Origin of the sequence: Microbulbifer variabilis (assembly GCF_020524905.1) — a bacterium.
GTDB lineage: Bacteria > Pseudomonadota > Gammaproteobacteria > Pseudomonadales > Cellvibrionaceae > Microbulbifer > Microbulbifer variabilis_A.
Window position 1 is genome coordinate 25,063 of record NZ_JAIVKI010000016.1, and the last position, 23,816, is coordinate 48,878.

The 23,816-nt window shown below is 50.6% G+C and carries 18 protein-coding genes and 1 tRNA gene; 6 read left to right on the top strand and 13 right to left on the bottom strand.

Annotation, left to right across the window (positions count from 1 at the left end; translation table 11 throughout):
* Nucleotides 1–15: 15 nt before the first annotated feature.
* From LC073_RS16260 to LC073_RS16280, 5 genes are all read right to left on the bottom strand, one after another.
* Nucleotides 16–1,143 (bottom strand): DUF1624 domain-containing protein, encoded by a 1,128-nt coding sequence (locus LC073_RS16260; protein WP_226648374.1) that lies wholly within the window; start codon nucleotides 1,141–1,143, stop codon nucleotides 16–18.
* A 469-nt stretch (nucleotides 1,144–1,612) separates the two neighbouring features.
* Nucleotides 1,613–2,215: a hypothetical protein gene (locus LC073_RS16265; protein WP_226648375.1), complete on the bottom strand. Its 603-nt coding sequence runs from the start codon at nucleotides 2,213–2,215 to the stop codon at nucleotides 1,613–1,615.
* Nucleotides 2,216–2,565: 350 nt separating this feature from the next.
* Nucleotides 2,566–3,144 (bottom strand): HD domain-containing protein, encoded by a 579-nt coding sequence (locus tag LC073_RS16270; RefSeq protein WP_226648376.1) that lies wholly within the window; start codon nucleotides 3,142–3,144, stop codon nucleotides 2,566–2,568.
* Nucleotides 3,145–3,250: 106 nt separating this feature from the next.
* Nucleotides 3,251–4,108: a zinc-dependent peptidase gene (locus tag LC073_RS16275; RefSeq protein ID WP_226648377.1), complete on the bottom strand. Its 858-nt coding sequence runs from the start codon at nucleotides 4,106–4,108 to the stop codon at nucleotides 3,251–3,253.
* On the bottom strand, nucleotides 4,105–4,524 hold the full coding sequence (locus LC073_RS16280; protein ID WP_226648378.1) for a DUF4440 domain-containing protein: 420 nt from the start codon (nucleotides 4,522–4,524) through the stop codon (nucleotides 4,105–4,107). Before LC073_RS16280 ends, LC073_RS16275 begins: the two co-directional genes overlap by 4 nt.
* Nucleotides 4,525–4,899: 375 nt before the next feature.
* On the opposite strand from LC073_RS16280, the gene LC073_RS16285 reads away from it, so the two are divergent.
* Nucleotides 4,900–5,628, top strand: a complete 729-nt coding sequence (locus LC073_RS16285; protein ID WP_226648451.1) for a substrate-binding periplasmic protein — start codon at nucleotides 4,900–4,902, stop codon at nucleotides 5,626–5,628.
* A 218-nt stretch (nucleotides 5,629–5,846) separates the two neighbouring features.
* Here the strand turns inward: LC073_RS16285 and LC073_RS16290 are convergent.
* Nucleotides 5,847–5,923 (bottom strand) — tRNA-Arg (locus tag LC073_RS16290).
* A gap of 301 nt (nucleotides 5,924–6,224) precedes the next feature.
* Here LC073_RS16290 and ftsH point away from each other — a divergent pair.
* From ftsH to LC073_RS16305, 3 genes are all read left to right on the top strand, one after another.
* Nucleotides 6,225–8,252 (top strand): ATP-dependent zinc metalloprotease FtsH, encoded by a 2,028-nt coding sequence (ftsH, locus tag LC073_RS16295; protein WP_226648379.1) that lies wholly within the window; start codon nucleotides 6,225–6,227, stop codon nucleotides 8,250–8,252.
* A 795-nt stretch (nucleotides 8,253–9,047) separates the two neighbouring features.
* Nucleotides 9,048–11,336, top strand: a complete 2,289-nt coding sequence (locus LC073_RS16300; RefSeq protein ID WP_226648380.1) for a TonB-dependent receptor — start codon at nucleotides 9,048–9,050, stop codon at nucleotides 11,334–11,336.
* A 229-nt stretch (nucleotides 11,337–11,565) separates the two neighbouring features.
* Nucleotides 11,566–12,543: an NAD(P)H-quinone oxidoreductase gene (locus LC073_RS16305; RefSeq protein ID WP_226648381.1), complete on the top strand. Its 978-nt coding sequence runs from the start codon at nucleotides 11,566–11,568 to the stop codon at nucleotides 12,541–12,543.
* A gap of 24 nt (nucleotides 12,544–12,567) precedes the next feature.
* Here the strand turns inward: LC073_RS16305 and LC073_RS16310 are convergent, their stop codons facing one another.
* Together LC073_RS16310 and xseA are read right to left on the bottom strand one after the other, a co-directional pair.
* Complete coding sequence (locus LC073_RS16310; RefSeq protein WP_226648382.1) at nucleotides 12,568–14,883, bottom strand: transporter substrate-binding domain-containing protein; 2,316 nt, start codon at nucleotides 14,881–14,883, stop codon at nucleotides 12,568–12,570.
* A 73-nt stretch (nucleotides 14,884–14,956) separates the two neighbouring features.
* Nucleotides 14,957–16,306, bottom strand: a complete 1,350-nt coding sequence (xseA, locus tag LC073_RS16315) for an exodeoxyribonuclease VII large subunit (RefSeq protein ID WP_226648383.1) — start codon at nucleotides 16,304–16,306, stop codon at nucleotides 14,957–14,959.
* 172 nt (nucleotides 16,307–16,478) lie between these two features.
* On the opposite strand from xseA, the gene guaB reads away from it, so the two are divergent.
* On the top strand, nucleotides 16,479–17,966 hold the full coding sequence (gene guaB / locus LC073_RS16320; RefSeq protein ID WP_226648384.1) for an IMP dehydrogenase: 1,488 nt from the start codon (nucleotides 16,479–16,481) through the stop codon (nucleotides 17,964–17,966).
* Between the two features lie 87 nt (nucleotides 17,967–18,053).
* Complete coding sequence (gene guaA, locus LC073_RS16325; protein WP_226648385.1) at nucleotides 18,054–19,631, top strand: glutamine-hydrolyzing GMP synthase; 1,578 nt, start codon at nucleotides 18,054–18,056, stop codon at nucleotides 19,629–19,631.
* A gap of 370 nt (nucleotides 19,632–20,001) precedes the next feature.
* Here guaA and rlmB read toward each other — a convergent pair whose 3' ends face one another.
* The 5 genes from rlmB to LC073_RS16350 all read right to left on the bottom strand — a co-directional run bounded on the left by rlmB (nucleotide 20,002) and on the right by LC073_RS16350 (nucleotide 23,803).
* Entirely contained in the window at nucleotides 20,002–20,778 is a 777-nt protein-coding gene (rlmB, locus tag LC073_RS16330; RefSeq protein ID WP_226648386.1) for a 23S rRNA (guanosine(2251)-2'-O)-methyltransferase RlmB, read from the bottom strand.
* Entirely contained in the window at nucleotides 20,775–21,644 is an 870-nt protein-coding gene (locus LC073_RS16335) for a Rossmann-like and DUF2520 domain-containing protein (RefSeq protein ID WP_226648387.1), read from the bottom strand. Before LC073_RS16335 ends, rlmB begins: the two co-directional genes overlap by 4 nt.
* Nucleotides 21,641–22,402, bottom strand: a complete 762-nt coding sequence (locus tag LC073_RS16340; protein WP_226648388.1) for a pyridoxine 5'-phosphate synthase — start codon at nucleotides 22,400–22,402, stop codon at nucleotides 21,641–21,643. The genes LC073_RS16335 and LC073_RS16340 overlap by 4 nt, the downstream gene beginning before the upstream one ends.
* A 3-nt stretch (nucleotides 22,403–22,405) precedes the next feature.
* Nucleotides 22,406–22,999, bottom strand: a complete 594-nt coding sequence (locus LC073_RS16345) for a peptidylprolyl isomerase (RefSeq protein ID WP_319004734.1) — start codon at nucleotides 22,997–22,999, stop codon at nucleotides 22,406–22,408.
* Nucleotides 23,000–23,122: 123 nt separating this feature from the next.
* Nucleotides 23,123–23,803 carry a TIGR04211 family SH3 domain-containing protein gene (locus LC073_RS16350; protein WP_226648390.1) on the bottom strand — a complete coding sequence of 227 codons (681 nt, stop codon included), beginning with the start codon at nucleotides 23,801–23,803 and terminating at the stop codon, nucleotides 23,123–23,125.
* Nucleotides 23,804–23,816 lie beyond the last annotated feature (13 nt).

Sequence of the window (23,816 nt, forward strand, 5' to 3'; positions counted from 1 at the left end):
CAATGTATACAAGTACTATAGATATGAGTAAATGGCTGAGTCACTCTCTTTCTTCTTTTGCAAGTATTTTTTGCATGGATAATACAGAATTGCAATCAATGCAATCCAATAGAGATAGGTTCTCATTAAATTTGGTTCGTAGCCCTCTGGCCAAACCTTAGAACCGTTGAAGAAATTAATTGCAACTCCAAACTCCATATATGTCCAAAGATGTGCAGATAAGTTGATAATCGGTACATGTAAGAGATAGAAGAATAGCGATGCCTGGCCGTACATCAGAAATACATCTAACATTCTGTTTTTTCTATTTTCTACAAGAGCCATTGTTAGTAGGACTATACTCATCGTCATGACAATGTAGCTGAATGACATTGGATACTTGGAAGTGTTTATAAGGCTAAGAATGCTTCCGTCGGAATTCCAGGGGCTTGGATCTCCAAAACTTAGAATCCTCGATCCGACAAACAGGGTTGCTAGTCCGGTAGCAGCTATCAATAGCAGGCGCACTCTCTGCTTGGTTTCTACTTCATAAAGAGAACCAGAGGCATACCCTAAATACATTAAGGCAAATAGGGGGATTATGTTGTAAGCGGCAAAAATACCCGTATCAAATTCAAATAGCTTAAACCCACTGCGAACATGCGCCAATATCCAAATCCACTCATAATTTCCCAGCAGCTGGCGAATGTAATCGTCGTTTATATAACCATGCAGTCCGATTAAAGCCAGGCAGGACGCAATAGTTAACTTTTTAGGAAGGTATATAAGGCCTGCAAGAAGTATCATCGATACTCCCAGAGCCCATATAACCTGGACAAAAGCAAAATTGTAGTCAAACTGCCAGGAAAGATTTATCAGGGTAAGCTCAAGCAGGATCAATACCATACCCCTTACCATTAAAAATCTGGCGAGTTCCTGTTTGGAATTCAGTTTTTTACCATGAAAATACGCACTCAGCCCAGTTAGGAATATAAAACCTGGGGCACAAATATGTGTAATCCATCGAGTTAAAAATAGTGCAACAGACGATTGTGATAGATCAAGAGGGTCAAATTGAGTAGAGGTCCAAAAATCTCGAGTATGATCGAGAGCCATAATAACCACTAAAATACCTCTAGTGATATCTATTGCAGGGTATCTCAATTTTTTATCTCCAAGTTGATGGTTTGTATTTATTGGTTGTTTATAGAGATGGTTTTCCTTCGTTGCTATCTTGCTGTGGGGAATTTAATTCGAATGGCTGAAACCCCTTTTTTTAGCTTTTGAAATTTTGGTGGAAGCTGCAGCAGGTTTTCTATAAACAACCCTTGCCGCTAGGTGGGTTAGCTCATCGGAGAAGCTTACTTTTAAATTCACCTCAAGTCACTGGTCTTGATGGTGAATCTATGAAGTGTGGCTTCAAATTGGTAAGTATTATTTACGGTTAGGGTTGGGTATTATTGGTCGATACAGTGAAGGTTTCTTGGTTAGACTATCGTGCCATTTAGGGAGTGTGCTGGGAATTTTCAGGCCTTAGTTTTTTAATGTTTAGTAATCCCATCGTAATAATAAATTTTGATAGCTAAAATTTCCCCTGCTATCGAAAATTTGGCATTTTCAGTTGAGGTCTCTTCTATTCTTCAGAAGACCTCGAGTGTTTGGTGATTACCATATCTGTAATTTCTAAAGTACAGCCTTTCTTGGGAGGACCATTGACTCCCCAATTGTCGATAACAATCATCATCGATTTGTCAAAAACTGTAGGACCTTTCTCGCGGTAGGCATGCCAGAGTTGGTTGGAACTGTCACATCTTGTCTCTGTAGCATCACATACTCGAATATCCCATTGGTAGGTACCGTTATTCGGCCCCGAGAGAACCTGACTGGAAGTGAACGTAATATGCTGCTTAGTACCATTGTTTACTCTTATAGCACCCTGTTGATTAACCCAGCCTGCCTGCTTGGGGCGGTCTCCCCAGTTAGAAGCGAAGCCGCCGGGGCCATTGGGGCCTTTAGTTTCTACAAAGTCCACCTCACGTTCTCCACCATCCCAACACCCCCCCAGTCGTCCACACCAGGGAAACATGTATACGGCGATCCACTCCGTCGGACTGCATCTACCTGCAGGGACATTAACCTTAAAATCAATCGCGGCAATATCCCGCATCCGTATATCTTGATCACCACATTGGACCGCAGTGGTATAAACACAAGAGCCTTTAAGATCCTGATTCATTGCGATCGTCGCTGATCCGGCTTTAGCACTTGGCTGATAATCAATCAAGGTGCACCGGTTGTATTGAGCAACCTTGTCATCTTGATGGTTAAATTGAGGCTGGCACCTGGTAGGCGAAGTAGCCGATGCTGCGTGAAACAAAAAAAGGCTGAAGATGCCGAGGAGTGGTGCGATTACTTTTGGCACGATATTAATTCCTGATGCGCTGGAATTTATCAAGACATCGGAGGGGATAAGGGAGAAATTTTTCAATATTATTGATTGTAGAACAGGCTTAGGTGACTGATCGTTTTTTCGAGTGGAAGTTCACTACCCAATTTTTATGAGGCTGAATCAGTCTAGATCAGCTCCTACTTGAGAATGCCATCTTTAACTGCCCCCTCTAGTTTGCTTCTAATTTCAGACCAAAGTACTTCACTTCCCATTCCAATACGTGCGTTTAAAGAAAATACTTGTTCCTTGGTGATGCCATACTGCTTCCAGCTGTGTCCCCCGCCATAAATGTTATGAAGTAGGGGCGGAATACGATCAATGGCTTTTGCAAAGCGGGCATCAGCGGTTTCTCCTGATTCGAATTCCTCCCATAGATTCACCAACTCTATATTCATATTTCCAGGTAACAGTGAAGCTAGGCGTTGCAACCCTTGCTTTTCTTTCGCTTTTTTCTCGCCTGTTTCACTTGAATAGATTATGGTATCCCCAGCATCAATCTCCCCAAGATCATGTATAAGAAGCATTTTTATTACCCGATCTATATTTAATGGGTCGTTTGAATAATCTTTCAAAATTAAAGCGCATAGGCAGACATGCCAGCTGTGTTCCGCGGAATTTTCGTAGCGCTTTAACCCCACTGGTCTCGTTTTTCGTTGTACATCTTTGAGCTTCTCTATTTCAATAATAAATTCGAGCGCTTTCTCAATTTCTTGCATTACAATTTCCTGGATTCATTTGTAGTGAGATTTTCTTGGTATTGGTCGCAGTCAATAAGCTGTCAATGTCAAATCGCGCTTCAATATAGAGTTGAAAATGGATGATTCATAATCCTGGATTGACTCTCCCATTGCCACCGACCAGGCTTGCTGGGTCTAACCGGTAGAAATGGCTCAGTTCATTGTAAAGTTCTGGATGTAGTGAACGCATGGCTTTGGGGGTTGTATAAAAACTTTCAGTCGCTACGGCAAAAAATTCAGCTGGAGATTGGGCTCCGTATAAATCCAGTACGGAGGGGCTATCGCCGGGAAGTTGACCAAATTCCGCTCTTTGCCGCAAACGATGAAACTCCCGGCTCATTACTTGGGCCCAGTTAGCACCATCACCGGATTTTTCAAAAAGTGGGCGGCCATCAAAGTAGCCGTCCTCTTCATCTACTTTGTGGGCAAACTCGTGCAGGGCAACATTGTGGCCTCGCTGGGGATGCTCTAGGTCTTCCGCCAGATCTCCCCAGGAGAGAACCACTGGTCCGCGGTAATGTGCTTCACCTTCCCGTGCACTACGTCTGGCGGTTTCTATATAGCCTTCCCTGTGGGTTTCATGGGCAACATAGGTATCCGGGTACAGGAGTATGGTATAGAGATTGGGATAGCAATCATTTTTGCGGCCCAACAACAGCAAGCAGGCATGGGCGGCGATGGCGACTCTCATTTTTTCATTGACTTGTAAGCCGTCACAACCGACAAATTCTTTGTCATTAAGAAAAAGGACGATATTACTGCACAGTTCTTGTTGTAGGTCGCTGTTTAGATGGTGATATAGCGGGAGCGTTTCTTTTAGCAGCTGTAACTGCTCTTGTGTGAGCGCTTGTGCGCGACGGTAGCGGATACTCCAGCGGCGATAAAAAACAGGTATAAGCCAGATGGCCAGGGCGAGCAGGATAATCGCAAGGAAAGCGGTCATAGGTTATTTGTCGATTGTTTAGCTGAAATATTCTCGCTAATTGAAAAGGCCTCACAGGGCGTGCCCTGGTGGTATTGCATCTGCCAGCGACCTTTGTTGAGCACCCAAATAGAGGAGCGTTTGCAGAAATCAGAGTAATTTCCCTGCTGGTCGCGGTGCGCGGATTGATACAGCAGTAATTGGACGGATTCAGAGAGCGTTAAGCATTGGTAATTCTGGCTGTGAATTGTCCATTCACTTTTTTTCTCTGACTGCATCAATGTGGTTATCAATTTAAAGTCAAAACTTCGGCCAGATTTTCCCACCTCTCTAAAGTCTGGGCTTAACAATTTTTCCAGTATTTTAATATTGCTGCGGGTGCCTGTGTCGTGCAGCATGGTTTCATACTCAATGATGCGATCCAAATCTGACGCCATTTTGACTGGCTCCTTACTTGAGTCTTTCCGGTTTTTTTTGCGTGGGTATATAGTAAGTCGAGCATATTGCAAGTTTGACCCTGCAGTTTTTCGAAATTATATAGATGGGGGAAAAGCGGTTTATTCACCGAGGTTTTAACCTCGTCCCCTTTAATAATTTTATAGTTGGGGAATTGTGCGCCCTTTTCAAGCCCCTTGATTCAAAAAACATTGACTGTTGATGTGTGCCTGATGGGCAGGACATTTCTCGTTTAGTGGAGATATGCGACTTGATTAATCACTATTCGATGCCAACACTTAGGGCGTCTTGGTGATTTTTCTGTCGCTTTGGAGATAGTTATGCTTATACGCTCCCTTATTGCTTTTTTAGGCTTAATGTTCGGCGTTCTTGTTTCGGCGGTTGCGCAGTCGGGAGGTGCGCCCTTAAAAGTGGCGATAGCTGGCGATGCCCCGCCCTATGTGATTAACCAGGCTACCAGTGGTTTGGAAGTGGATATTGTACGGGAGGCGCTTCCCGGTTATGCCGTGCAGTTTGAACAAATGGGCTTTGCAGAAACGGCCCCAGCCCTTGAACAGGGTAAAGTGCAGGCGGCGGTAAATGTGATGAAGAAGGATGATGGTCTTTTTTATTCCAACAATATGATCAGTTTTGCCAACTACGCAATTACCAAAGCTACCGACAAAATGAAAATTGATAGTATTGCGGATCTTGCCGGCAAGAAGGTGATCACTTGGCAGGGTGGACCCATGGATTTGGGGCCGGAATTTGAAAAAATGTATGGGCCCAATGGCACACAGCGCCAGAATATTATTCAGGCTCCGACAGCTCCCGATCTTGTAGCGCAATTTTGGAAGATGAAAGATGTTGTGGCGGTTGTGGACATGGAATTATTTAAGAACTTGAGTAATAAAATGGGCCACAAAATGGATCAGGTTAACCTTTTCCCAATTTTTGTTCCAATGACCGATTTCCGCGTAGGGTTCCGTGACCAGAAGGTGCGTGATGATTTTAATACCGGGCTTGCCAAGCTATGTAGCAGCGGTCGCTATAAGGAGTTATTGAAGAAATATGATGTGGTTCAGAAAGAAAATATCTGCAATTAAGCCTATGAGTTAGCTTCCTTTCTGCAAAAGTATGCAACAGAAGTAGGCGAAAGGGGGGCCGGGTTGTTACCTGGGTCCATTTCTTCCTTGAGGAGGCTACTAGCCTGTTCTTAGCTAAGCTGAATGGTCACTAGTAGGCTAAGGCTGAGAAGGTAAAGGTAAAAAGGCGAGCTAAAAATAAAAAGGGCCCGTAACTTGCGTTACAGGCCCTTTCTGTATGGCGCGCTCGGGAGGATTCGAACCTCCGACCGCCTGGTTCGTAGCCAGGTACTCTATCCAGCTGAGCTACGAGCGCGTTATGGATGCGAACTATAGTCAGTTGAGCTGCTTAAGTCAACTGATTTTTTAGGAAAATCCTTTAAAAATCCGCAACTTATCGAACTTTTTCGCCCTCTGCTGTGGGCTCAGTGAGTTCGACAGGGCGCGAATTCTGCCGTGTAGGAGATGACTTTGCAAGCCCTTTTTAAAAATAGTTGCTCTTGGCCTTGAGGTGGGATTGTCCAGCATTTTAAGAGCGCCTTCTCCTGTTGGTAGGCTTGATGCTCATGAGTCGATACGCGCAACATCTCAGCACAGTTGGCGGAGAACTATACTGATTGTTTCAGCATAAAGTGTCTGCCTTGCAGCTTGAGGAGGGCAGCCTATCCCAAGTACAGCGAGAACTTATGGCAATTGAGGATGACGACGAAAAAAGGAAAAACCCGTCACCGGAGGAGCCGGGCTCCCCTTTTACTGGTCAGTCTCAGCAGGGCCCATTGGGCTGGTTGCTATATGTCATTCTCCTATTCCTGGTTATCCTTACTTTTCAGTATTGCTCGAACGGACAGTTTGGGTCAGAGAGGGAAGTCTTGGCTTATAGCGACTTCAAGGATGCTCTCAGCAGGGGGAAAATTGCCAGTGTCCTCTTTGAAGGGCAGCGAATTACCGGAGTCTTTAAGCGGCCCACCAATTCCCAACCAGAAGGGAAGAGCGGAGCAAAGGATAAAACCGAGAAGCCAGAAGAAAAGCGCTTCACCACCACTTTGCCCCCGGTTCAAGATCCAGCGTTACTCCCTCTATTGGAAAAACAGCAAGTAACAATCCAAGCGGAATCGCCCCAAGGGGGATTTTGGCAGAGGATGGCGATACTGCTGTTGCCATGGGTTCTGATAATAGCGCTACTGGTCTGGTTAGGGCGACGAATGCAGGCCCGTATGGGGGCAATGACTCCCGGTAGCCCCTTCAGCTTTGCCCGATCACCTGCTAAACGCTATGAACGCAGTGAGTCCCAAGTAACCTTTGATGATGTGGCCGGTCTTGCCAATGCCAAGAGGGACTTGCAGGAAATTGCCGGCTACCTAAAAGATCCTGATCACTACCGCAAACTCGGGGCCAAGATTCCCCGTGGAATTCTGTTAATGGGGCCTCCGGGTACGGGCAAAACATTGATGGCTAAGGCCCTGGCTGGAGAGAGCGATGCGCCTTTTTTCAGCATCAGTGGCTCAGAGTTTATCGAGATGTTTGTTGGCGTTGGGGCATCGCGGGTGCGAGATATGTTTGCGGAAGCTAAGAAAGAGGCTCCTGCGATCATTTTTATCGATGAGATCGACTCGGTGGGGCGAGCGCGTGGCACCGGTCTTGGAGGGGGCCACGACGAGCGTGAGCAAACCCTCAACCAGATTCTTGGGGAAATGGACGGTTTTGATCCCCAGGAGGCGGTGGTAGTGATTGCCGCAACCAACCGCCCCGACGTGCTGGATGCGGCACTGCTTCGCCCTGGACGCTTCGATCGCAAAATTACCCTGGATTTACCGGACAAACCCGCTCGCAGGGAAATCCTGAGAATTCACTCAAAAAATGTCCCGTTACACGGAGAGGTTGACCTGGAGCATCTTGCCGCTTTGACTGCGGGCTTCGCGGGGGCGGACCTGGAGAACCTGATTAATGAGGCGGCTTTGCTGGCGGGCAGGCAAAACAAGGAGGCCGTGGATATGGATTGTCTGTTACAGGCCAGGGACAAAGTAGTACTCGGTGGAGAGCGGGAAGTCATAATGGGGGAGGATGATCGAAAAACGGTTGCCTATCATGAAGCTGGCCACGCACTCACCGCAACGTTGCTACCCCATGCCGACCCACTGGAGAAAGCCACCATTATCCCGAGAGGGCACAGCCTTGGGGCAACAGAGCAGATTCCTGCGGAAAGTCACCACAATATGAAGGTGAGTTACCTGCGTGACCGTATCGGCGTGATGCTGGGAGGAAGGGTGGCCGAGCAGGTGGTATTTGATGAAGTCAGCAGTGGGGCAGAATCTGATCTGAAGCAGGCCACCCGTTTAGCCCAACATATGGTGACGCATTGGGGCATGAGCCGGAAACTGGGGCCGGTGGCCTTTCGACGCGGAGAAGAACATATCTTTCTGGGTAAGGAAATGGCACAGCAGAAGGATTTTAGCGAACATACTTCTGAAATTATTGATGATGAAGTGATCGCTTTGGTCAGTGAGATCGAGAAGGAAGTTCAGAATCTTTTACAGAAACATCGCAAAAAACTCGATGCTCTAGCGGAAGCTCTGTTGGAAAAGGAGACTCTGGATGCGAGAGAAATAAACAAAGTGATCGCACTAGAGGAAAAGGGGGAGTCCTAGTCTATAAGCCAACCTAACTAAGGCTACTCGGGGAGTCGGGCATATCGCTGGGCAGTATTGTATATATCGAACTGATAAGGATTTACCGATCAACTTTATCGACTGGTAGCTCGTAGCTTGCTAATCAATCGCTAGCAACTTGTTTATTCTGGCAATTAAGTGATTGGACTTGGTGGTCAATCCCTGATTTTCGCAAATGTGAGAAATCTGTGTTTAGGGTCTTACTGTTTTAACAAAATATTCATAAGTACCATTTACTAATGCTTTTTATTACTCGAGTAATTTTGCTGACTGCTAGGTCTTGTGTCGGGTCTTATTTATTGGGGGGGTGAAGGTACTTTTGTATTGGGTTGTGGTTTGCTGTTGTATATCGGAAGAGAGTGGCTGATGTGCCTTTTTTCTAATTGTACGCGGTGAGCATGCATTGTGATTCCCCCCTTTTTTAGCGGGATTTACAGTTTTGGGGAATTAAAAGATCGCACTTAAATAGTGCATATTTAGCTTTGTTTTTTCGTCCTATTTTAGTTTTCGCTTTGCGAGCGAACTTTCCGGACTAATTGAGTTATTTTTATGGTTATCCGCGATAAATAGACTTCCACAGGGCGTGGCTAGCCTGTAATCTGTTTGCGTCACAGAAAACATGCGAATTCTGTGTCTCTTTATCAGCGCGGTCTTGGATCGGAGTCTCGCAAAGTCGGAATCTCCACAGAGAGAGTAGAGCGGCGAGATCAGGCAGTACCGATTGCGATAAGTCCGTTGTTGTAGATAAAAACAATAAAACAATGGAGAGAAAACATGGGAAGTCCGTCAAAACTCAAGCAGCACACCGCTCTGCTTTCCGCCTGTTCAGTAGCGACTCTTTGGTTGGCCAGTGGTGCTATCCCTAGCTTTGCCGCTGAGGGTTCGGTCGGTACTCTTATGGAAGAGGTGCAGGTTACCGCCCGTAAACGCGCCGATGCAGAAATCCTGCAGGAGGTTCCCGTAGCGGCCACCGCCTACTCCGGAGATCAGCTAGAGGCCCTGCACACCAAGGATCTGCAGAGCCTTTCCTTCAAAATGCCCAACGTCCAGTTGGAAGATGTGGGCACTGTTAAAAACACCGCTAACTTTACCGTGCGTGGTCTGGGTATCAATAGTTCCATTCCCTCTATTGACCCCACCGTTGGTGTGTTTGTGGATGGTATGTATCTGGGAGTGAACGCCGGTGTGGTGACCGATCTGTTCGACCTGGAAGGTATTGAGGTGTTGCGAGGCCCGCAGGGGTTGCTGTTTGGCCGCAACGTTACTGGTGGCGCGGTGGTAATAAAGACTGCGCGTCCCACGGATGAATTTACCACGCGTTTTAAATTATCCACGACAGACGATCTCGATACTGTCGCAGCTGGTTCCATTAATGGTGCCATTTCCGATAGGGTCAACGGCCGTTTAACGGTTTATTACAATGATGATCGGGGTTGGTTCGAAAATGTTGCTACTAACAACGATAATGCCGGTGCCTCCGATAGCTGGTTTATTCGGCCTAGCTTTAGTATCCAGCTGAACGAAACAGCGGAGCTGTTGGTGCGCATGGAGCACGGCCGTATGGATTCCGATGGTGTGGTAGCGCAAAACCGTGGTTATGAATCGACCTATGTTCAGACTATGGAAGGTATGAAGCTTGCTCCAAGTGCCCCTCTCATTGCTGCGTCAATTGGCATCGATGATTGGGATAACGGCAAGGACTCTTTTGAAGTGGCCCAAAATGAAGAAGGTTACCAGAAAGATGAGTGGAGCCAGGTTATTACCGAGTTCAACAAGGATGTCGCCTTTGGTGATGGCACCATCACCAATATTCTCGCCTGGAGGGAATATGAGGCACGGGGTGTAGGTGATATCGACTCCTTGCCTATCACGCTCTTCCATGCGGATTCCAGTGTGGACCAGAGCCAGCTCAGTAATGAGCTGCGCTATGCTGGTCGCTTTGGTCGAACCGCCCTGACCACTGGTATTTACTGGTTTAGCCAGGATGTCACTTACTTGGAAAATCGTCTTTTAAGTTTTGGGACAATTGACTGGACAGGTGGCGGCGAGCAGGATCACCGTACTTATGGCGTGTTTGCCCAGGCCGATATTGACCTAAATGAGGCTTGGGTCTTGACCCTGGGGGGGCGCTATTCCAGTGAGAAAAAAGACGCAAAAATTGCCTCTATTCCCCTAAACCTTTGTTCTCTGGATGGTTGTGTAGGTTACGACTTTGAAGACAGTGAGAGCTGGAATGCTTTCACACCTAAGGTGGGTCTGCAGTGGACCGTCTCCGATGATACACAGTTGTATACCTTCTGGACCAAGGGTTTCCGCAGCGGCGGCTACAATTTCCGCAATGCCGGCATTAATCCCCTAACCAAAATGCCTTATACACCACAGGTAACTGATCAGGAGGAACAGAACAGCTTCGAGATCGGCGCCAAAATGGATTGGCTGGATGGACGCCTGCGTACCAATATGGCCGTCTTCCACAATACCATTGATGATATGCAGCGCGAGGAAAACCTTCCTGATGCGGTAACTGGGGTTGCTCAGATAATCCGCAACACCGCCGATGCCACTATTCGTGGTGCAGAGTTCGAGGCGATGGCGGCGTTGAGTGAAAACCTGCTGTTTACTTTCAATGTCGGTTATGTGGATGGGGATTACGACAAGGTACTGGGCGATCTGAATGGGGATGGCCTTGTAGATGGCACAGATCTTGGTCTTGAGATTCCTCGCCTGGCTCCCTGGACCTACGGAGCAGGTTTTATTCACGATCTGCAGTTAGGCGCCTATGGCACCCTGACTTCCCGTGTGAATTTTAATCACCGAGATGAAGCCCCTTACACTGATGACAACCGCGGTATGTTGTCAGAAGTGGACATGGTGGATTTCAGCATCGGCTATACACCGGATAATGGCAGCTATACCGTTTCACTATTTGGCAAGAATATGCTGAATGAGATGGCGGAAGGCAATAATACTCAGTTGCCGCCACTTATGGGAGGTGTTGGCGCCAGCTTTACTCCGCTAAACAAGGGGCGTGTTATGGGGGTGGAGTTCCTCTACGAGCTTTAACAGCGCGGCATACCCTCTTCATTAACTGGGGCCTTGCTCAACGTTAATGGACTTTATGTGGCTGGGGACACTTGCACACTAAATCGGCGAGTGTCCCCGGCCATAATCGTTTTTACCTACCTGTAATTTCCCCTCATTAGCGGTACAGTAGTGCCCAGTATCCCCTGATGGTATTTAGAGTTTGTCGCCATCGCTTAACCGGGTCGTGAAGAATTTAAAGGAGTGAATCATGCGTGCTATAGATCTGCCGGAATATGGCGGCCCCGAAGTCATGCGGCTGGCGAACCTGCCCAAGCCTGAGCCAGCTCCTGGGGAAGTGTTGATTGAAGTGGCCGCTGCGGGGGTCAATCGTCCCGATATTGTTCAGCGCAAAGGCCATTACCCACCGCCTCCGGGCGCCTCGCCAATTCTTGGGCTTGAAGTATCTGGGCGGGTGGCAGCGGTGGGGGATGGTGTTGAGCGCTGGAAAGTTGGCGATAAGATCTGCGCGCTGACTAATGGTGGTGGCTACGCGGAATTTGTCGCCGTACCCGAGGGGCAGTGTCTACCAATACCCGGCTCTATATCCATGGTGGAGGCTGCGACTTTACCGGAAACTTTTTTTACGGTTTGGGCCAATGTGTTCGACCGGGCTAGGCTGCGAAGTGGTGAAATTTTTTTGGTGCACGGTGGCAGCTCGGGTATTGGTACTACCGCTATTCAGTTGGCACACCAGCTGGGTGCCAGGGTTTTTGCCACCGCCGGTTCCGCAGAAAAGTGCGCAGCTTGTGAGCAACTTGGCGCAGAGCGGGCGATTAATTATCGGAAAGAGGATTTTGTACAGGTAGTACAGGAAGCTACCTCGGGCCACGGAGCGGATGTCATTCTGGATATGGTGGGAGGTAGCTATATTGAACGCAATATTCAGGTAGCGGCTAACGACGGGCGCATAGTAAATATTGCCTACTTGCAGGGAGCCAGTGTTGAAGTGAATATGTTGCCGGTCATGTTGAAGCGACTTTCCCTGACCGGATCGACCCTGCGGCCGAGATCTACACGGGTTAAGGCCAATATTGCCCACGCCTTGGAGTCCCAGGTTTGGCCATTAATTGAAGCTGGCAAAATTCATCCCCAGATTGCTGCGCACTTCCCCCTGGAGGAAGTTGTCGAGGCGCACCGGCTTTTAGAGTCCGGCAAGATTGTTGGAAAAATTGTGCTTACCTTGTGACCTTTGACGAATCCATGTAGTTGGCTAAGGTGCGGAATAGTTGGGTATCTGCTGAATAACCCCCTCTGGAGTATTTTGTGGAGAACAGTAACTAGGTTCCGGCAATTTACGCCGGGGCACTGTTACACTGGCATCATCACTCATCATTTCCAGATAGGCTTTATAGAGATTGCTTATATTGCGCACATACTGTACGGGTTCGGAACCGCGTACATAACCATAACGCGCACGTTTAAAGTATTGAGGCTGGGCCAGCTTCAACATGGCGACCTCGACATTGTCGAACCAGACATTGGGGTCTAGGCCCAGCTGTTCGGCGAGGCGCTGTGCATCGAGAAGGTGACCATAACCGGCATTGTAAGAGGCGAGGGTGAACCAAAGTTTGTTTACTGTCGGCAGGGAGGGGTTAAACCTGTCTCTTACCCAATCCATATATTTGACTCCCGCTTTAATACCGCGTTCTGGCTCAAACAGCGGTGGAGGGAAGCCCATTTCCTCTGCAGTTGCCGGCATCACCTGCATCAACCCCTGGGCACCGACAGGAGAGACTGCTTTGGGATTAAAATTACTCTCTTGCCACATTTGCGCGACGATCATGCGCCAGTCAAAATCGTACTTATAAGCGGATTCTTTTACCAGATCATCATAAGGTGAGAGGTTTTCGCCTGGAATTACCCGACTACTCACCCTCTGCATAAAGCGTTTATTGGGCTCAAAATAGGCTGCATAATCTTTTTTATATTGTGCTGTTTTTCTGTAGCTTTCTATAAATTTATTCAGGTTTTTCAGCAGGTGCCAGTTCTGACGCAATACGAGCCACCCCTGGGGTTGGGGATCGCCGAGTAGAGTGCCCAGCACAAGATTTGGCTGTACCGAGGCTTCAATTTTTGCCCGTCCGGAGTGGGAAATGGTTGCATCAATCAGTCCGTCTGCAATCAAAGAAAATATTTGTGACTGAGACATATCTGGCGGAGCTACCTGAATTTCCACATCGATACCGGCATCGCGCAATGTTTTTGCAGTGTCAATAAATGAAGAGTAGGCGCGTAAGGTCAGTTTTCGACCGTTCAGATCCTGGATTTGTTGGATTGGGGGTTTATCTTTACTGCTAACTATCTGGTCTGCGGATTCCACATAGGGTTTGGTAAATACCATTCCCTTTTCCTCATAGGAAGAAGTGATATTGAGCTCTGATCCGGCAAAGTCCCCACGCCCGGCTCTTAACCAATCTGCCAGAGCCTCTTCATAGGGCACTACAATTATTTGCAATTGTAATTTGTGTTTGTCTGCGAAAGCTTTCGCCAAGTCATAGTCAAAGCCCATCAGTAGGCCTTTCCATAGGAAATAGGTTGTGGGCCCGTTGTAAGTCAGCAGGCGGATAACTCCAGATTTTTTAATTCCTTTCCAATCAGTGATTCGCTCTTCCTGGGCTTTTACCAGGTTGCGGGTAAGAAAATTATCCACCGTGGAATTGAGGCGTTTGTTATCTTTACGCATCCCCCAGGCAATGTTTTGCACCTCACTGACATAAGCGCCCAGGCGCAAGTCATCTCGGTAATTGCGCAAATCTTCTGCTGAAAAATCCTCGAGAACCGCTACCCAATTGTTCTTCTTGTTGAGCATGTCTACCAGGCCATCGCGATTACCGTGGATAACAAATTCCCTTGCGCTGAGATTGGCATTGGGATATTTGGCGATTAATTGTTGCGCCGTTTCCATATTGGCCGATCCCTGCGGCACAATCAGTTCGACATTTTTTAACTTGCTCGGGTCACTGATGTCTGGTCCAGAAGTTCCTGTGACGAGCTGCTGGCGGGAGTTACGAATGGGGATGCTAAAGTCGATAATTTTTTTGCGGGCATCAGTCACTGTCAGGTTGTAAGCGATAATGTCGGCCTCGCCGGCAATTAACATTTCTACCGCTTTATCCGGGGACGGGGCCTTTATCCATTTGGCTTCCAGTTTTAATTGTTTGGCAAGTTTATTCCCCAGCTCGAAATCACGCAGGCTGACTACGCTGTCTCGGGGAAGTAAATTTTCCGAAGCGCCTGTCAGGTTAACAAAGCGGATGGTGCCGTGTTTTTTAATTTCCTTGAGATCGCCGGTCTCAATGTAATTGACCTGTTGTTCTTTTGCGGGAGTAACCGGGGGACTTTTGCTCTCCTTTGCTTGGGTATTCGCTTGAGAGCTACTTTCAGAAGTGGCAGTAGCTTGATTCGTACTTTTGTTCTCAATGCTCTCGGGTGCTTTTGGGGAGCATCCGGCAAGCGCGAAAATTAGTACGAAAAGGTATATTAAAACCCAGCAATAAGGGCTGGTAGTTTTATAGCGACACCTCATAGATAGCTCCAGAAGCTCTCTACAGGTGGATTATAGTGTCGTGCCCCGGCAGCCCATTTGCTGGGTTTTCTTGCTAGTCGATGCTCTCTACTTTGGCAGAGAAGTGACCGCGGGCCAGTTGAACGTCAATCTTCTGGTTAATTTCTAGTGCGCGGCTGTCTTTTATGGCACGCCCCTGTGAATCCTTAGCGATGGCATAACCCCGCTGTAAAACTGCCAAGGGGCTCACATTGTTGAGTAGCTGTGCCTGGTGATTGAGCCTGTCAGCTTTTTGCAGCAAAAGGCGCTCCGCAGCACGTTGCAAGGTATTTTGTGCCTGCCTAAGTTGCTCGCTTTTTTCCTGCAATTGTCGCTGGGGTTGGCAGTGGGCAAAGGCCCGCAAGGTTGCTGTCAGTTGGCTGCGGCGCTGCTGGATTTGCTGTTGCCCAGCCGCCAGTAGGCGCATCTCCAGGTGATCAAGTCGTTGCGAGCGGTTCTGTAGTTGTTCGCGCGGGTGGCGCAACCGATTTCGATTCAGCATGACTTGCTGTTGTTGATGGCGTATTTGCTGCTGAATGGCCCGATATAATCGAAGTTTGCTGTGTTCCAGGCGTTGAAATAACTCAGCGGCATTTGCACTGGCAATTTCCGCAGCCGCAGAGGGGGTGGGTGCACGCACATCGGCGGCGAGGTCAGAAACCGTCGTGTCGGTCTCGTGACCCACGGCGGAGATTGTGGGAATAGGGCAGGACGCCAAAGCCCGCGCCACAACTTCTTCATTAAAGGGCCAAAGGTCTTCCAGTGAGCCACCACCGCGACCAACAATTAGCAAATCGTGGCGACCGCTACGCCCCGCCTTTTCAATAGCTTCGGCTATTTGCTGTGCAGCCCCCTGGCCCTGTACTGCCACTGGCCAGAGTTCAATTTGCGCTCCAGGGTGACGTCGTCCCAACACATGGATCATGTCGCGAATAGCGGCGCCGGTCGGGGAGGTGATAATGCCAATATTGGTGGGTAAATAGGGCAGGGTGCGTTTACGGGCGCTATCGAACAGCCCTTCGGCTTGAAGCTTGGCCTTGAGCTGTTCCAGTTGGCGCATCAGGGCGCCAAAGCCGGCCTCCTCCATATGCTCCACAATCAGCTGGAATTCACCGCGGCCCTCGTAAAGGCTCACCCGCGCTCGGATCAGTACTTCGCGGCCGTTTTGTGGGCGAAAGGTCACACTGCGGTTGCGTCCGCGGAACATGGCACAACGCACCTGGGCGCGGGCATCTTTCAAACTAAAATACCAGTGGCCGGAGCTGGGCACAGTAAAATTGGAGATCTCCCCACTGATCCACAGTAAGGGTACGCTGCCCTCCAGAAGCTGCTTCACCTCCCGGTTGAGGTCGCTAACCGAGAGGACGCTACGCTTGGTGTTGGGGGCTGCGGAGCTGGATTGCATCTGTGCTTCTCAAGTGAAAACTGGCGGAGCAATATTGCAGCATCCCCCTTTTAGGTAAAGTGCTTTGCTCGTTTAATTCGATTTTCCGTAAATTGTCATTTGCGCTTTTTTCCTTGAGAGGTATAATCGCGCCGATACCCAATCCCGCCTATTCGAGGTTTGAGTGTCAACAATGTCTGAATCCAATCTGCGCATCGCGCGCGAAGCCCTCACTTTCGACGACGTCCTACTTGTGCCCGGTTATTCCGAGGTGACTGCCAAGGATGTCAGCCTTAAAACCAAGCTGTCCCGCAACATTACCCTGAATATTCCCATTGTCTCCGCCGCTATGGATACAGTGACGGAATCGCGCCTGGCGATTGCCCTGGCCCAGGAAGGTGGCATCGGCATTATCCACAAGAGTATGTCTATCGAAGAGCAGGCTCTTGCGGTGCGCGCCGTGAAAAAATTTGAAGCCGGTGTGGTAAAAGACCCGATTACGATCGAGTCGGATGCCACTGTGCGCGAATTGATCGCCCTGACTACCCATCACAATATTTCCGGTGTTCCGGTGATGGATAGGGGAGATTTGGTGGGTATCGTCACCAGCCGCGATGTCCGCTTCCTCACCGACCTGGATGTGAGTGTTGCCAGTGTGATGACGCCAAAAGAGCGCCTGGTAACTGCCCACGAAGATGCTTCCTCTGATCATGTACGTGAATTGCTGCACAAGCACCGCATCGAGAAGGTGTTGGTGGTAAACGATAATTTCGAGCTGCGTGGTCTGATTACTGTAAAAGACTTTAACAAGGCAGAGCAGTATCCGAACTCCTGTAAAGATTCCGATGGTCGCTTGCGTGTTGGTGCCTCAGTAGGTACCAGCCCGGACACCGATGACCGCGTGGCGGCATTGGTAGAAGCCGGTGTTGACGTACTGGTTGTGGATACCGCCCACGGCCATTCCCGCAACGTGATTGATCGTGTACGTCGCATTAAAGAGATGCACCCCCAGGTGGATGTGATCGGCGGCAATATTGCAACTGGCGATGCCGCGCGCGCACTGGTGGAAGCTGGTGCGGATGCAGTGAAAGTCGGTATTGGCCCGGGTTCTATTTGCACCACCCGAATCGTAACGGGTATCGGTGTGCCCCAGGTCACTGCAATTGCCGAGGTTTCCGCTGCTCTCGAAGGTACCGGTGTGCCCATGATCGCCGATGGCGGCATCCGCTACTCCGGTGATATCTCCAAGGCAATTGTCGCTGGTGCCTCCTCGGTAATGATGGGTTCCATGTTTGCCGGTACCGAAGAGGCACCGGGTGAAGTGGAGCTTTACCAAGGGCGTACTTACAAATCCTATCGTGGTATGGGCTCCCTCGGCGCTATGGCACGCACACAGGGTTCCTCTGATCGCTACTTCCAGGATGCCAGCAAGGGTGCAGAAAAACTGGTTCCAGAAGGCATCGAAGGGCGTGTTCCTTACAAAGGTCCTCTGTCTGCCATCGTGCACCAGATGCTGGGCGGCCTGCGCTCTGCTATGGGCTATACCGGCAGCGTGGATATTGAAACCATGCGCACCCGTCCGGAATTTGTGCGGGTAACTTCTGCCGGCATGGGTGAATCCCATGTGCACGATGTGCAGATTACCAAAGAGGCACCCAACTACCCTGTGGGCGGACGCTAAGCCTCTCGGTGAACAACTTTCAGTACCAAGCCGCAAACGGACCTTTCAGGTCCGTTTGCCGTTATTTATTCTGTTAATGAGTCAATCATGAGCCAAGATATCCACTCCAGCCGAATCCTGATCCTCGACTTTGGGTCCCAGTACACCCAGTTGATCGCCCGCCGTGTGCGCGAGCTGGGTGTTTTCTCCGAAATTCGCGCCTTCGATATGAGCGAAGAAGAAATCCGCGAATACAACCCGAAAGGTATTATTCTGGCCGGCGGGCCTGAGTCCGTACCGGAAGAGGGTTCTCCCCGTGCGCCAGAAGCGGTGTTCAATTTGGGCGTGCCGGTACTGGGCATTTGCTATGGCATGCAGACCATGGCACATCAACTCGGTGGTGCTGTACAGGGAAGTAACATCCGCGAGTTTGGCTACGCCCAGGTAAAAGTCGAAGGCAGCTCCAACTTACTACGCGATATCAAAGATCACCTCAACGAGGACGGTGAAGCGCTGCTGGATGTATGGATGAGCCACGGCGATAAGGTTGTGCAGATGCCGGAAGGCTTTGAGCTGATGGCTTCCACCGATTCCTGCCCCATCGCCGGTATGTATTCCGCTGAGAAGAATTTCTTCGGTGTGCAGTTCCACCCGGAAGTTACCCACACCCTGCAGGGCATGCGGATCTATGAACACTTTGTTATCGATATCTGCGGCTGTGAAAAACTCTGGACGCCGGCCAATATTATCGAGGACTCCATCGCCAAAGTGCGCGAGCAGGTAGGTGAAGGCAAAGTGTTGCTGGGTCTTTCTGGTGGTGTCGACAGTTCTGTGGTGGCGGCACTACTGCACAAGGCGATTGGCGATCAGCTGACCTGTGTTTTTGTAGACAACGGCTTGTTGCGCAAAAACGAAGGCGATCAGGTAATGCAAATGTTCGCCGACAATATGGGCGTGCGGGTTGTTCGCGCCGATGCGGAAGAGGACTTCCTCTCGCGCTTGGCGGGTGTGGATGAGCCTGAAGCGAAGCGCAAAATTATCGGTAATACCTTTATAGAAATATTCGATCGTGAGGCTTCCAAGCTACAGAATGTCAAATTCCTGGCTCAGGGCACTATCTACCCGGATGTGATCGAATCCGCCGCCGCCAAAACCGGCAAAGCCCATGTGATTAAGTCGCACCACAATGTGGGTGGCTTGCCGGAAGACATGCAGTTCGAGCTGGTGGAACCGCTGCGCGAATTGTTCAAGGATGAAGTGCGTAAGATCGGCCTGGAGCTGGGCCTGCCCTACGATATGGTCTACCGCCACCCCTTCCCGGGACCGGGCCTAGGGGTGCGTATTCTCGGCGAAGTAAAGAGAGAGTACGCCGATATCCTGCGCGAGGCAGATGCGATTTTTATCGAGGAGTTACACAAGGCCGACTGGTACCACAAAACCAGCCAGGCGTTTGTGGTGTTCCTGCCAGTGAAGTCTGTCGGTGTGGTGGGGGATGGCCGCCGTTACGAATATGTGGTGGCACTGCGCGCAGTGGAAACCGTAGACTTTATGACAGCCCGCTGGGCGCACCTGCCCTACGAGCTGATTGAGAAAGTCTCCAATCGCATAATCAATGAGATTGAGCATATCTCCCGTGTAGCTTACGACGTATCGAGCAAACCACCGGCCACCATTGAGTGGGAATAAGCGTTTAATCCCGCGGCTTAAATGGGGTGCAAGGCACCCCATTTCCCTATTTTTCCCGCCAAGCGTGCCACTTTCCACAGCTGTGGTCTTTCACCTTTAGTAACCCTTATTTGGTTCGCCCGTCTCTCATCCCTCTCTGGTAATTCGCTGTAACTCGTTGATTTTTTAAGCGTTTCGAAAGCTGGTCATTTTTTCCTCAGATTGTCACACTGGTGCAACCATGGGCCTTTGCGAGGCGGAGGGAATAGTTATCCTCAGAGATATCCACAGATTCTGTGGGTAGCCTTTAGATGAGGGAAAAGGAGTGGATATCTAGCTTGCTGGAAGTGTCTGCGGGACACCTTTTGTACAAAGGCGCCCTTATGGCTGGTTAAAGTTGTTGGCGAAAGCTGATCAGTGCGGCGGTAACTGCTACGTTGAGGCTCTCCACACCATTTTGCATGGGGATACGCACTAACTCATTACACTGTTTGGCGACAGTATCGCTGACACCGTGGGTTTCATTGCCCAGCACAAAAATGGTTGGCTTGTTACCGGTAATCTCTGCCAGGGTCATTGAGGCGTGGGAGGATAGACCACAGATACGTGCGCCAGACTCGCGAAAGTCTGTCAGTGCGTCTGCCAGGGTTTCGCAACGCAGGATCTGGGTTTTAAACAGGGTACCGGTGCTGGCTTTAATAACCAGTGGATCTATTTGTGCGCAGCCTTTCCTCGGCAGGATGATCCCATCCACACCGCCGGCACAGGCAGAGCGGATAATCATGCCGAGATTCTGTGGGTTGGTAATACCGTCCAGAGCCAAAAGTTCGTAGGTTTTAGCCTCATTCCTGTGATTTTGCAGGAAGGTTTTATAACTACCGTAGTTGGGTAGGGCGAGATCCAGTGCCACCCCCTGATCCTGGCGGGAATTCTTCGAGATGCGGGAGAGCCCTTTGCGATCCCAAAAGGCGGTTTCTATCTGGCGCTCCTCGGCCAGGGCTTCCATGCGGCTGATCATTTGATCACGCCGGTTGCTGCTCGCCAAGTGCAGTTTGTGTACCGGGAGGTCTGGGTCTTCCAGTGCTTCGAGCACCGGTTTGCGCCCGTAAATAGTTAGCAGGCTGTCGAAAAAAGCTCTTTTTTTCAGGTATTCAGAGGAGTCTTTCACCGCAATGGCTCACTCAGTAGTTCGATCAATTTAGCCGCGCTTTCATCGGATAGCTGGCCGCGCCGCGCCAACTCTACACAGGCGAGGCCCAGTTGGCGATAGTGGTGCGCAAGTTCTGGCGATACCGACGTTAAGTTTTTTAGCTGGTTGGCTACGGTTTCCAGGTCACCCCGGGCGATCGGGCCGGTGAGGGATGTCTCCGGCCCCAGGGCCATATTGTTCTGAGCAGTCTGCAGGACAATGGGCTCCAGTAACTTGAGAGCGCTGTCGCGGTCGATGCCCGCCGCGGCGAAGCTGCGCAGGCTGAGGTCGATCAGCACGGTGAGATAGTTGCACGCGATCACCGAGCCGGCGTGGTACAGGGGCTTGTGCTGGGCTTCGATGGTGAGGGTCTCACAGCCTATGGTAATGAAGGCCTCCTCCAAAGCTGTAGTGGCAGAGCTGTCGCCCTCTAGAGCAACACTGCTGCCAGCGAGACTGTCGAGAGAGCGCATTGGGTCGGCAAAGCTGTGTACCGGGTGGGCACTGGCGAGGGAGGCAGGGCGCAGTCCTTCGAGTACTTGGGAGCTGAGGGCGCCGCTGCAATGGAAGGCAACAATGCCCTCGCGCTCGCCAAGGTAGTCAGCGAGGTGATCGGCTGTTGCAGCAATCTCGCTATCGCCACAGGCAATCAGCCAGAAGTCTGCCCGCTCCATGGATTCCAGCGCTGCTACTGCGCGCCCGGCGCCGATGAATTCGGCCGCTGCCTGTGCGCTATCCAGGCTGCGATTAAGAATCGATTGAACCTGAAAAACTCCGGCCTGTCGCCAAAGGCGTCCGAGCGTTTTCCCCAGGCGCCCGGCACCAATAATATTGAGTGTCTTCATTTGTTGCCGGCGAGGCAGTTCAGATAGGCTTTAACGGCATTTTCCAGGCCCATGCCGATGGCATCCACGGTTAGGGCGTGGCCGATGGAAACCTCCTGTAATCCCGGCAGGGTGCGGTAGCGGGGCAGGTTGACCAGATTCAGGTCGTGACCCGCATTTACCCCCAGCCCCAACTGGTGGGCGTGTTCGGCGGCGGCACAGTGGGCGCTGAAGATATCTTCAAGTTCGGGACTCTGCTTGGCGGCTGCCTCCGCATAGGGGCCTGTATATAGTTCAATGCGATCTGCACCCACATCCTTAGCCAGGCTGATCTGTTCCAGATCCGGGTCCATAAACAGGCTGACGCGTATGCCGGCATTCTTGAGCCTGGCGATCAGGGGGACCAGGCGCGGCCCATCCAGCTTGAGGTTGAAGCCGTGGTCAGAGGTCAGCTGATCGTTGCTGTCGGGGACCAGAGTGCACTGGTCAGGCTGAGTTTCCAGTGCGAGTGACATTAAGCCTGGGTAGTCCCCCTGGTGTTCGGCAAAAGGATTGCCCTCAATATTGAACTCAATACCATGGCGACTGCGGCAGAGGGCGGCCAGTTCGCGCACGTCATGGGGACGAATATGGCGTTGATCCGGCCGTGGGTGCACGGTGATGCCCTGGGCGCCTGCATCCAGACATGTCCGACCGTGGGCGGTGACATCGGGAAAGTTGCCTTCGCGGGAATTGCGGATCAGGGCGATTTTATTGAGATTAACACTGAGAGCGATCACTGCTTATTCTCCCTTGCTGTTGGTGGCGACGGCGTTGTCACCGGTGTCAATACGTTTGGCCTCAAGGATGCGGATGGGCATATTGGGGGCGCTTGGGTGCTGTCGGTAGAGGCCTCGAGGCTGCTCCACCATTTTTTCCACCACATCCATGCCCTCGACTACCCGACCAAAAACGGCGTAGCCGGGCTTGTCCTCTTGCGCGTCGAGCCTGGTGTTATCGACCAGATTGATAAAAAACTGTGAGGTGGCGCTGTCCGGGTCATTGGTCCTGGCCATGGAGAGCGTGCCGCGCAGGTTTTGCAGGCCGTTGGCGGATTCGTTGACGATGGGGTCTTGAGTTTCCTTTTTCTGGAAATCGAAAGTGAAGCCGCCGCCTTGCACAACAAAGCCCGGTACTATTCGGTGGAAGATGATCCCATTGTAAAAACCGCTGTTGGTATAGGTGAGGAAGTTTTCTACGGTGACAGGCGCCTCTTTGGCGAAGAGCTCGATTTGAATAACGCCCAAGTCGGTTTTCAGTTCCACGCGTGGATTTTTGGCCAGAGCGGGGAGGGCAAGGGCAGCACAGAGTAGCATTGCAAAAAGTTTACGCATCATCCTTAGTCCTTTAGGTTTCACGGCAGCCCATCGGTGCCGCCGCTTTTGTATTGGATGTGGGGCCCGTGGATACTACTTTCCCCGGGGCTCAATAGTATGCGATTTCGGTGAGAGTGGGCGAAATCAGTTCGCCCACTCCGAGTGGCGCTTGCGCGGACGCAGGTGAGGGGCAATCATTGCGAGCAGGGCGCCCAATAGCACCGATAGGGCGCCATACATATACCATTTGTGGCTTTCGCTACCGGATAAGCGCTGGATTTCCGCTTCTGCCATGGTTTTTTCCTGCTTGAGCAACTCGTGCTGATGCAGGAGTTTCTGGTGGCGTTCATTGAGAGCCAGGGCATCTGCCGATAGGGCTTTGAGGGTTTTCAACTCAGCTGCGAGCGTCTGGCTCTGCTGCTGGGCGGACTCCAGGGCGCTGCTCAGCTGACTGTTTTCCTCCTCTAGGCGGCGAACCTCACCGCCGAGGTTGCCTTCCATTTTTTCGAAACGCTCGAGGTTTGCTTCCGCCTCTTCCAGCTTGAGTTTTGCTACTGGTTCGGAGACCAGGTATTGGCGCCTCACCCAACCCTCTGTACCACCCTGGGTGCGCACGAGGGTCCAACCTTCTTGCGGGGCATCTTCGAGGACGCTGAGCTGGGTGCCGCTGGGCAGGCCGCGGTGCAGAATGCGGAACCCATTACCTTTGCCGGCTCGCATGGGAACATGTAACTGGTCGGTGATATAGCGGGTTTCTGCGGCCGCGGTCGCTGGGACTGCGTTGAGCAGTGTGGCGGCGATCAGGCCGCACAGTATTTTCTTCATTGCGATACAGCTT

Coding starts and splice junctions, on each gene's coding strand:
- LC073_RS16265 (WP_226648375.1), bottom strand. CDS start 2,215: ATGAATCAGGATCTTAAAGGCTCTTGTGTTTATACCACTGCGGTCCAA.
- LC073_RS16270 (WP_226648376.1), bottom strand. CDS start 3,144: ATGCAAGAAATTGAGAAAGCGCTCGAATTTATTATTGAAATAGAGAAG.
- LC073_RS16275 (WP_226648377.1), bottom strand. CDS start 4,108: ATGACCGCTTTCCTTGCGATTATCCTGCTCGCCCTGGCCATCTGGCTT.
- LC073_RS16280 (WP_226648378.1), bottom strand. CDS start 4,524: ATGGCGTCAGATTTGGATCGCATCATTGAGTATGAAACCATGCTGCAC.
- LC073_RS16285 (WP_226648451.1), top strand. CDS start 4,900: ATGTTCGGCGTTCTTGTTTCGGCGGTTGCGCAGTCGGGAGGTGCGCCC.
- LC073_RS16300 (WP_226648380.1), top strand. CDS start 9,048: ATGGGAAGTCCGTCAAAACTCAAGCAGCACACCGCTCTGCTTTCCGCC.
- LC073_RS16305 (WP_226648381.1), top strand. CDS start 11,566: ATGCGTGCTATAGATCTGCCGGAATATGGCGGCCCCGAAGTCATGCGG.
- LC073_RS16310 (WP_226648382.1), bottom strand. CDS start 14,883: ATGAGGTGTCGCTATAAAACTACCAGCCCTTATTGCTGGGTTTTAATA.
- xseA (WP_226648383.1), bottom strand. CDS start 16,306: ATGCAATCCAGCTCCGCAGCCCCCAACACCAAGCGTAGCGTCCTCTCG.
- guaB (WP_226648384.1), top strand. CDS start 16,479: ATGTCTGAATCCAATCTGCGCATCGCGCGCGAAGCCCTCACTTTCGAC.
- guaA (WP_226648385.1), top strand. CDS start 18,054: ATGAGCCAAGATATCCACTCCAGCCGAATCCTGATCCTCGACTTTGGG.
- LC073_RS16335 (WP_226648387.1), bottom strand. CDS start 21,644: ATGAAGACACTCAATATTATTGGTGCCGGGCGCCTGGGGAAAACGCTC.
- LC073_RS16345 (WP_319004734.1), bottom strand. CDS start 22,999: ATGATGCGTAAACTTTTTGCAATGCTACTCTGTGCTGCCCTTGCCCTC.
- LC073_RS16350 (WP_226648390.1), bottom strand. CDS start 23,803: ATGAAGAAAATACTGTGCGGCCTGATCGCCGCCACACTGCTCAACGCA.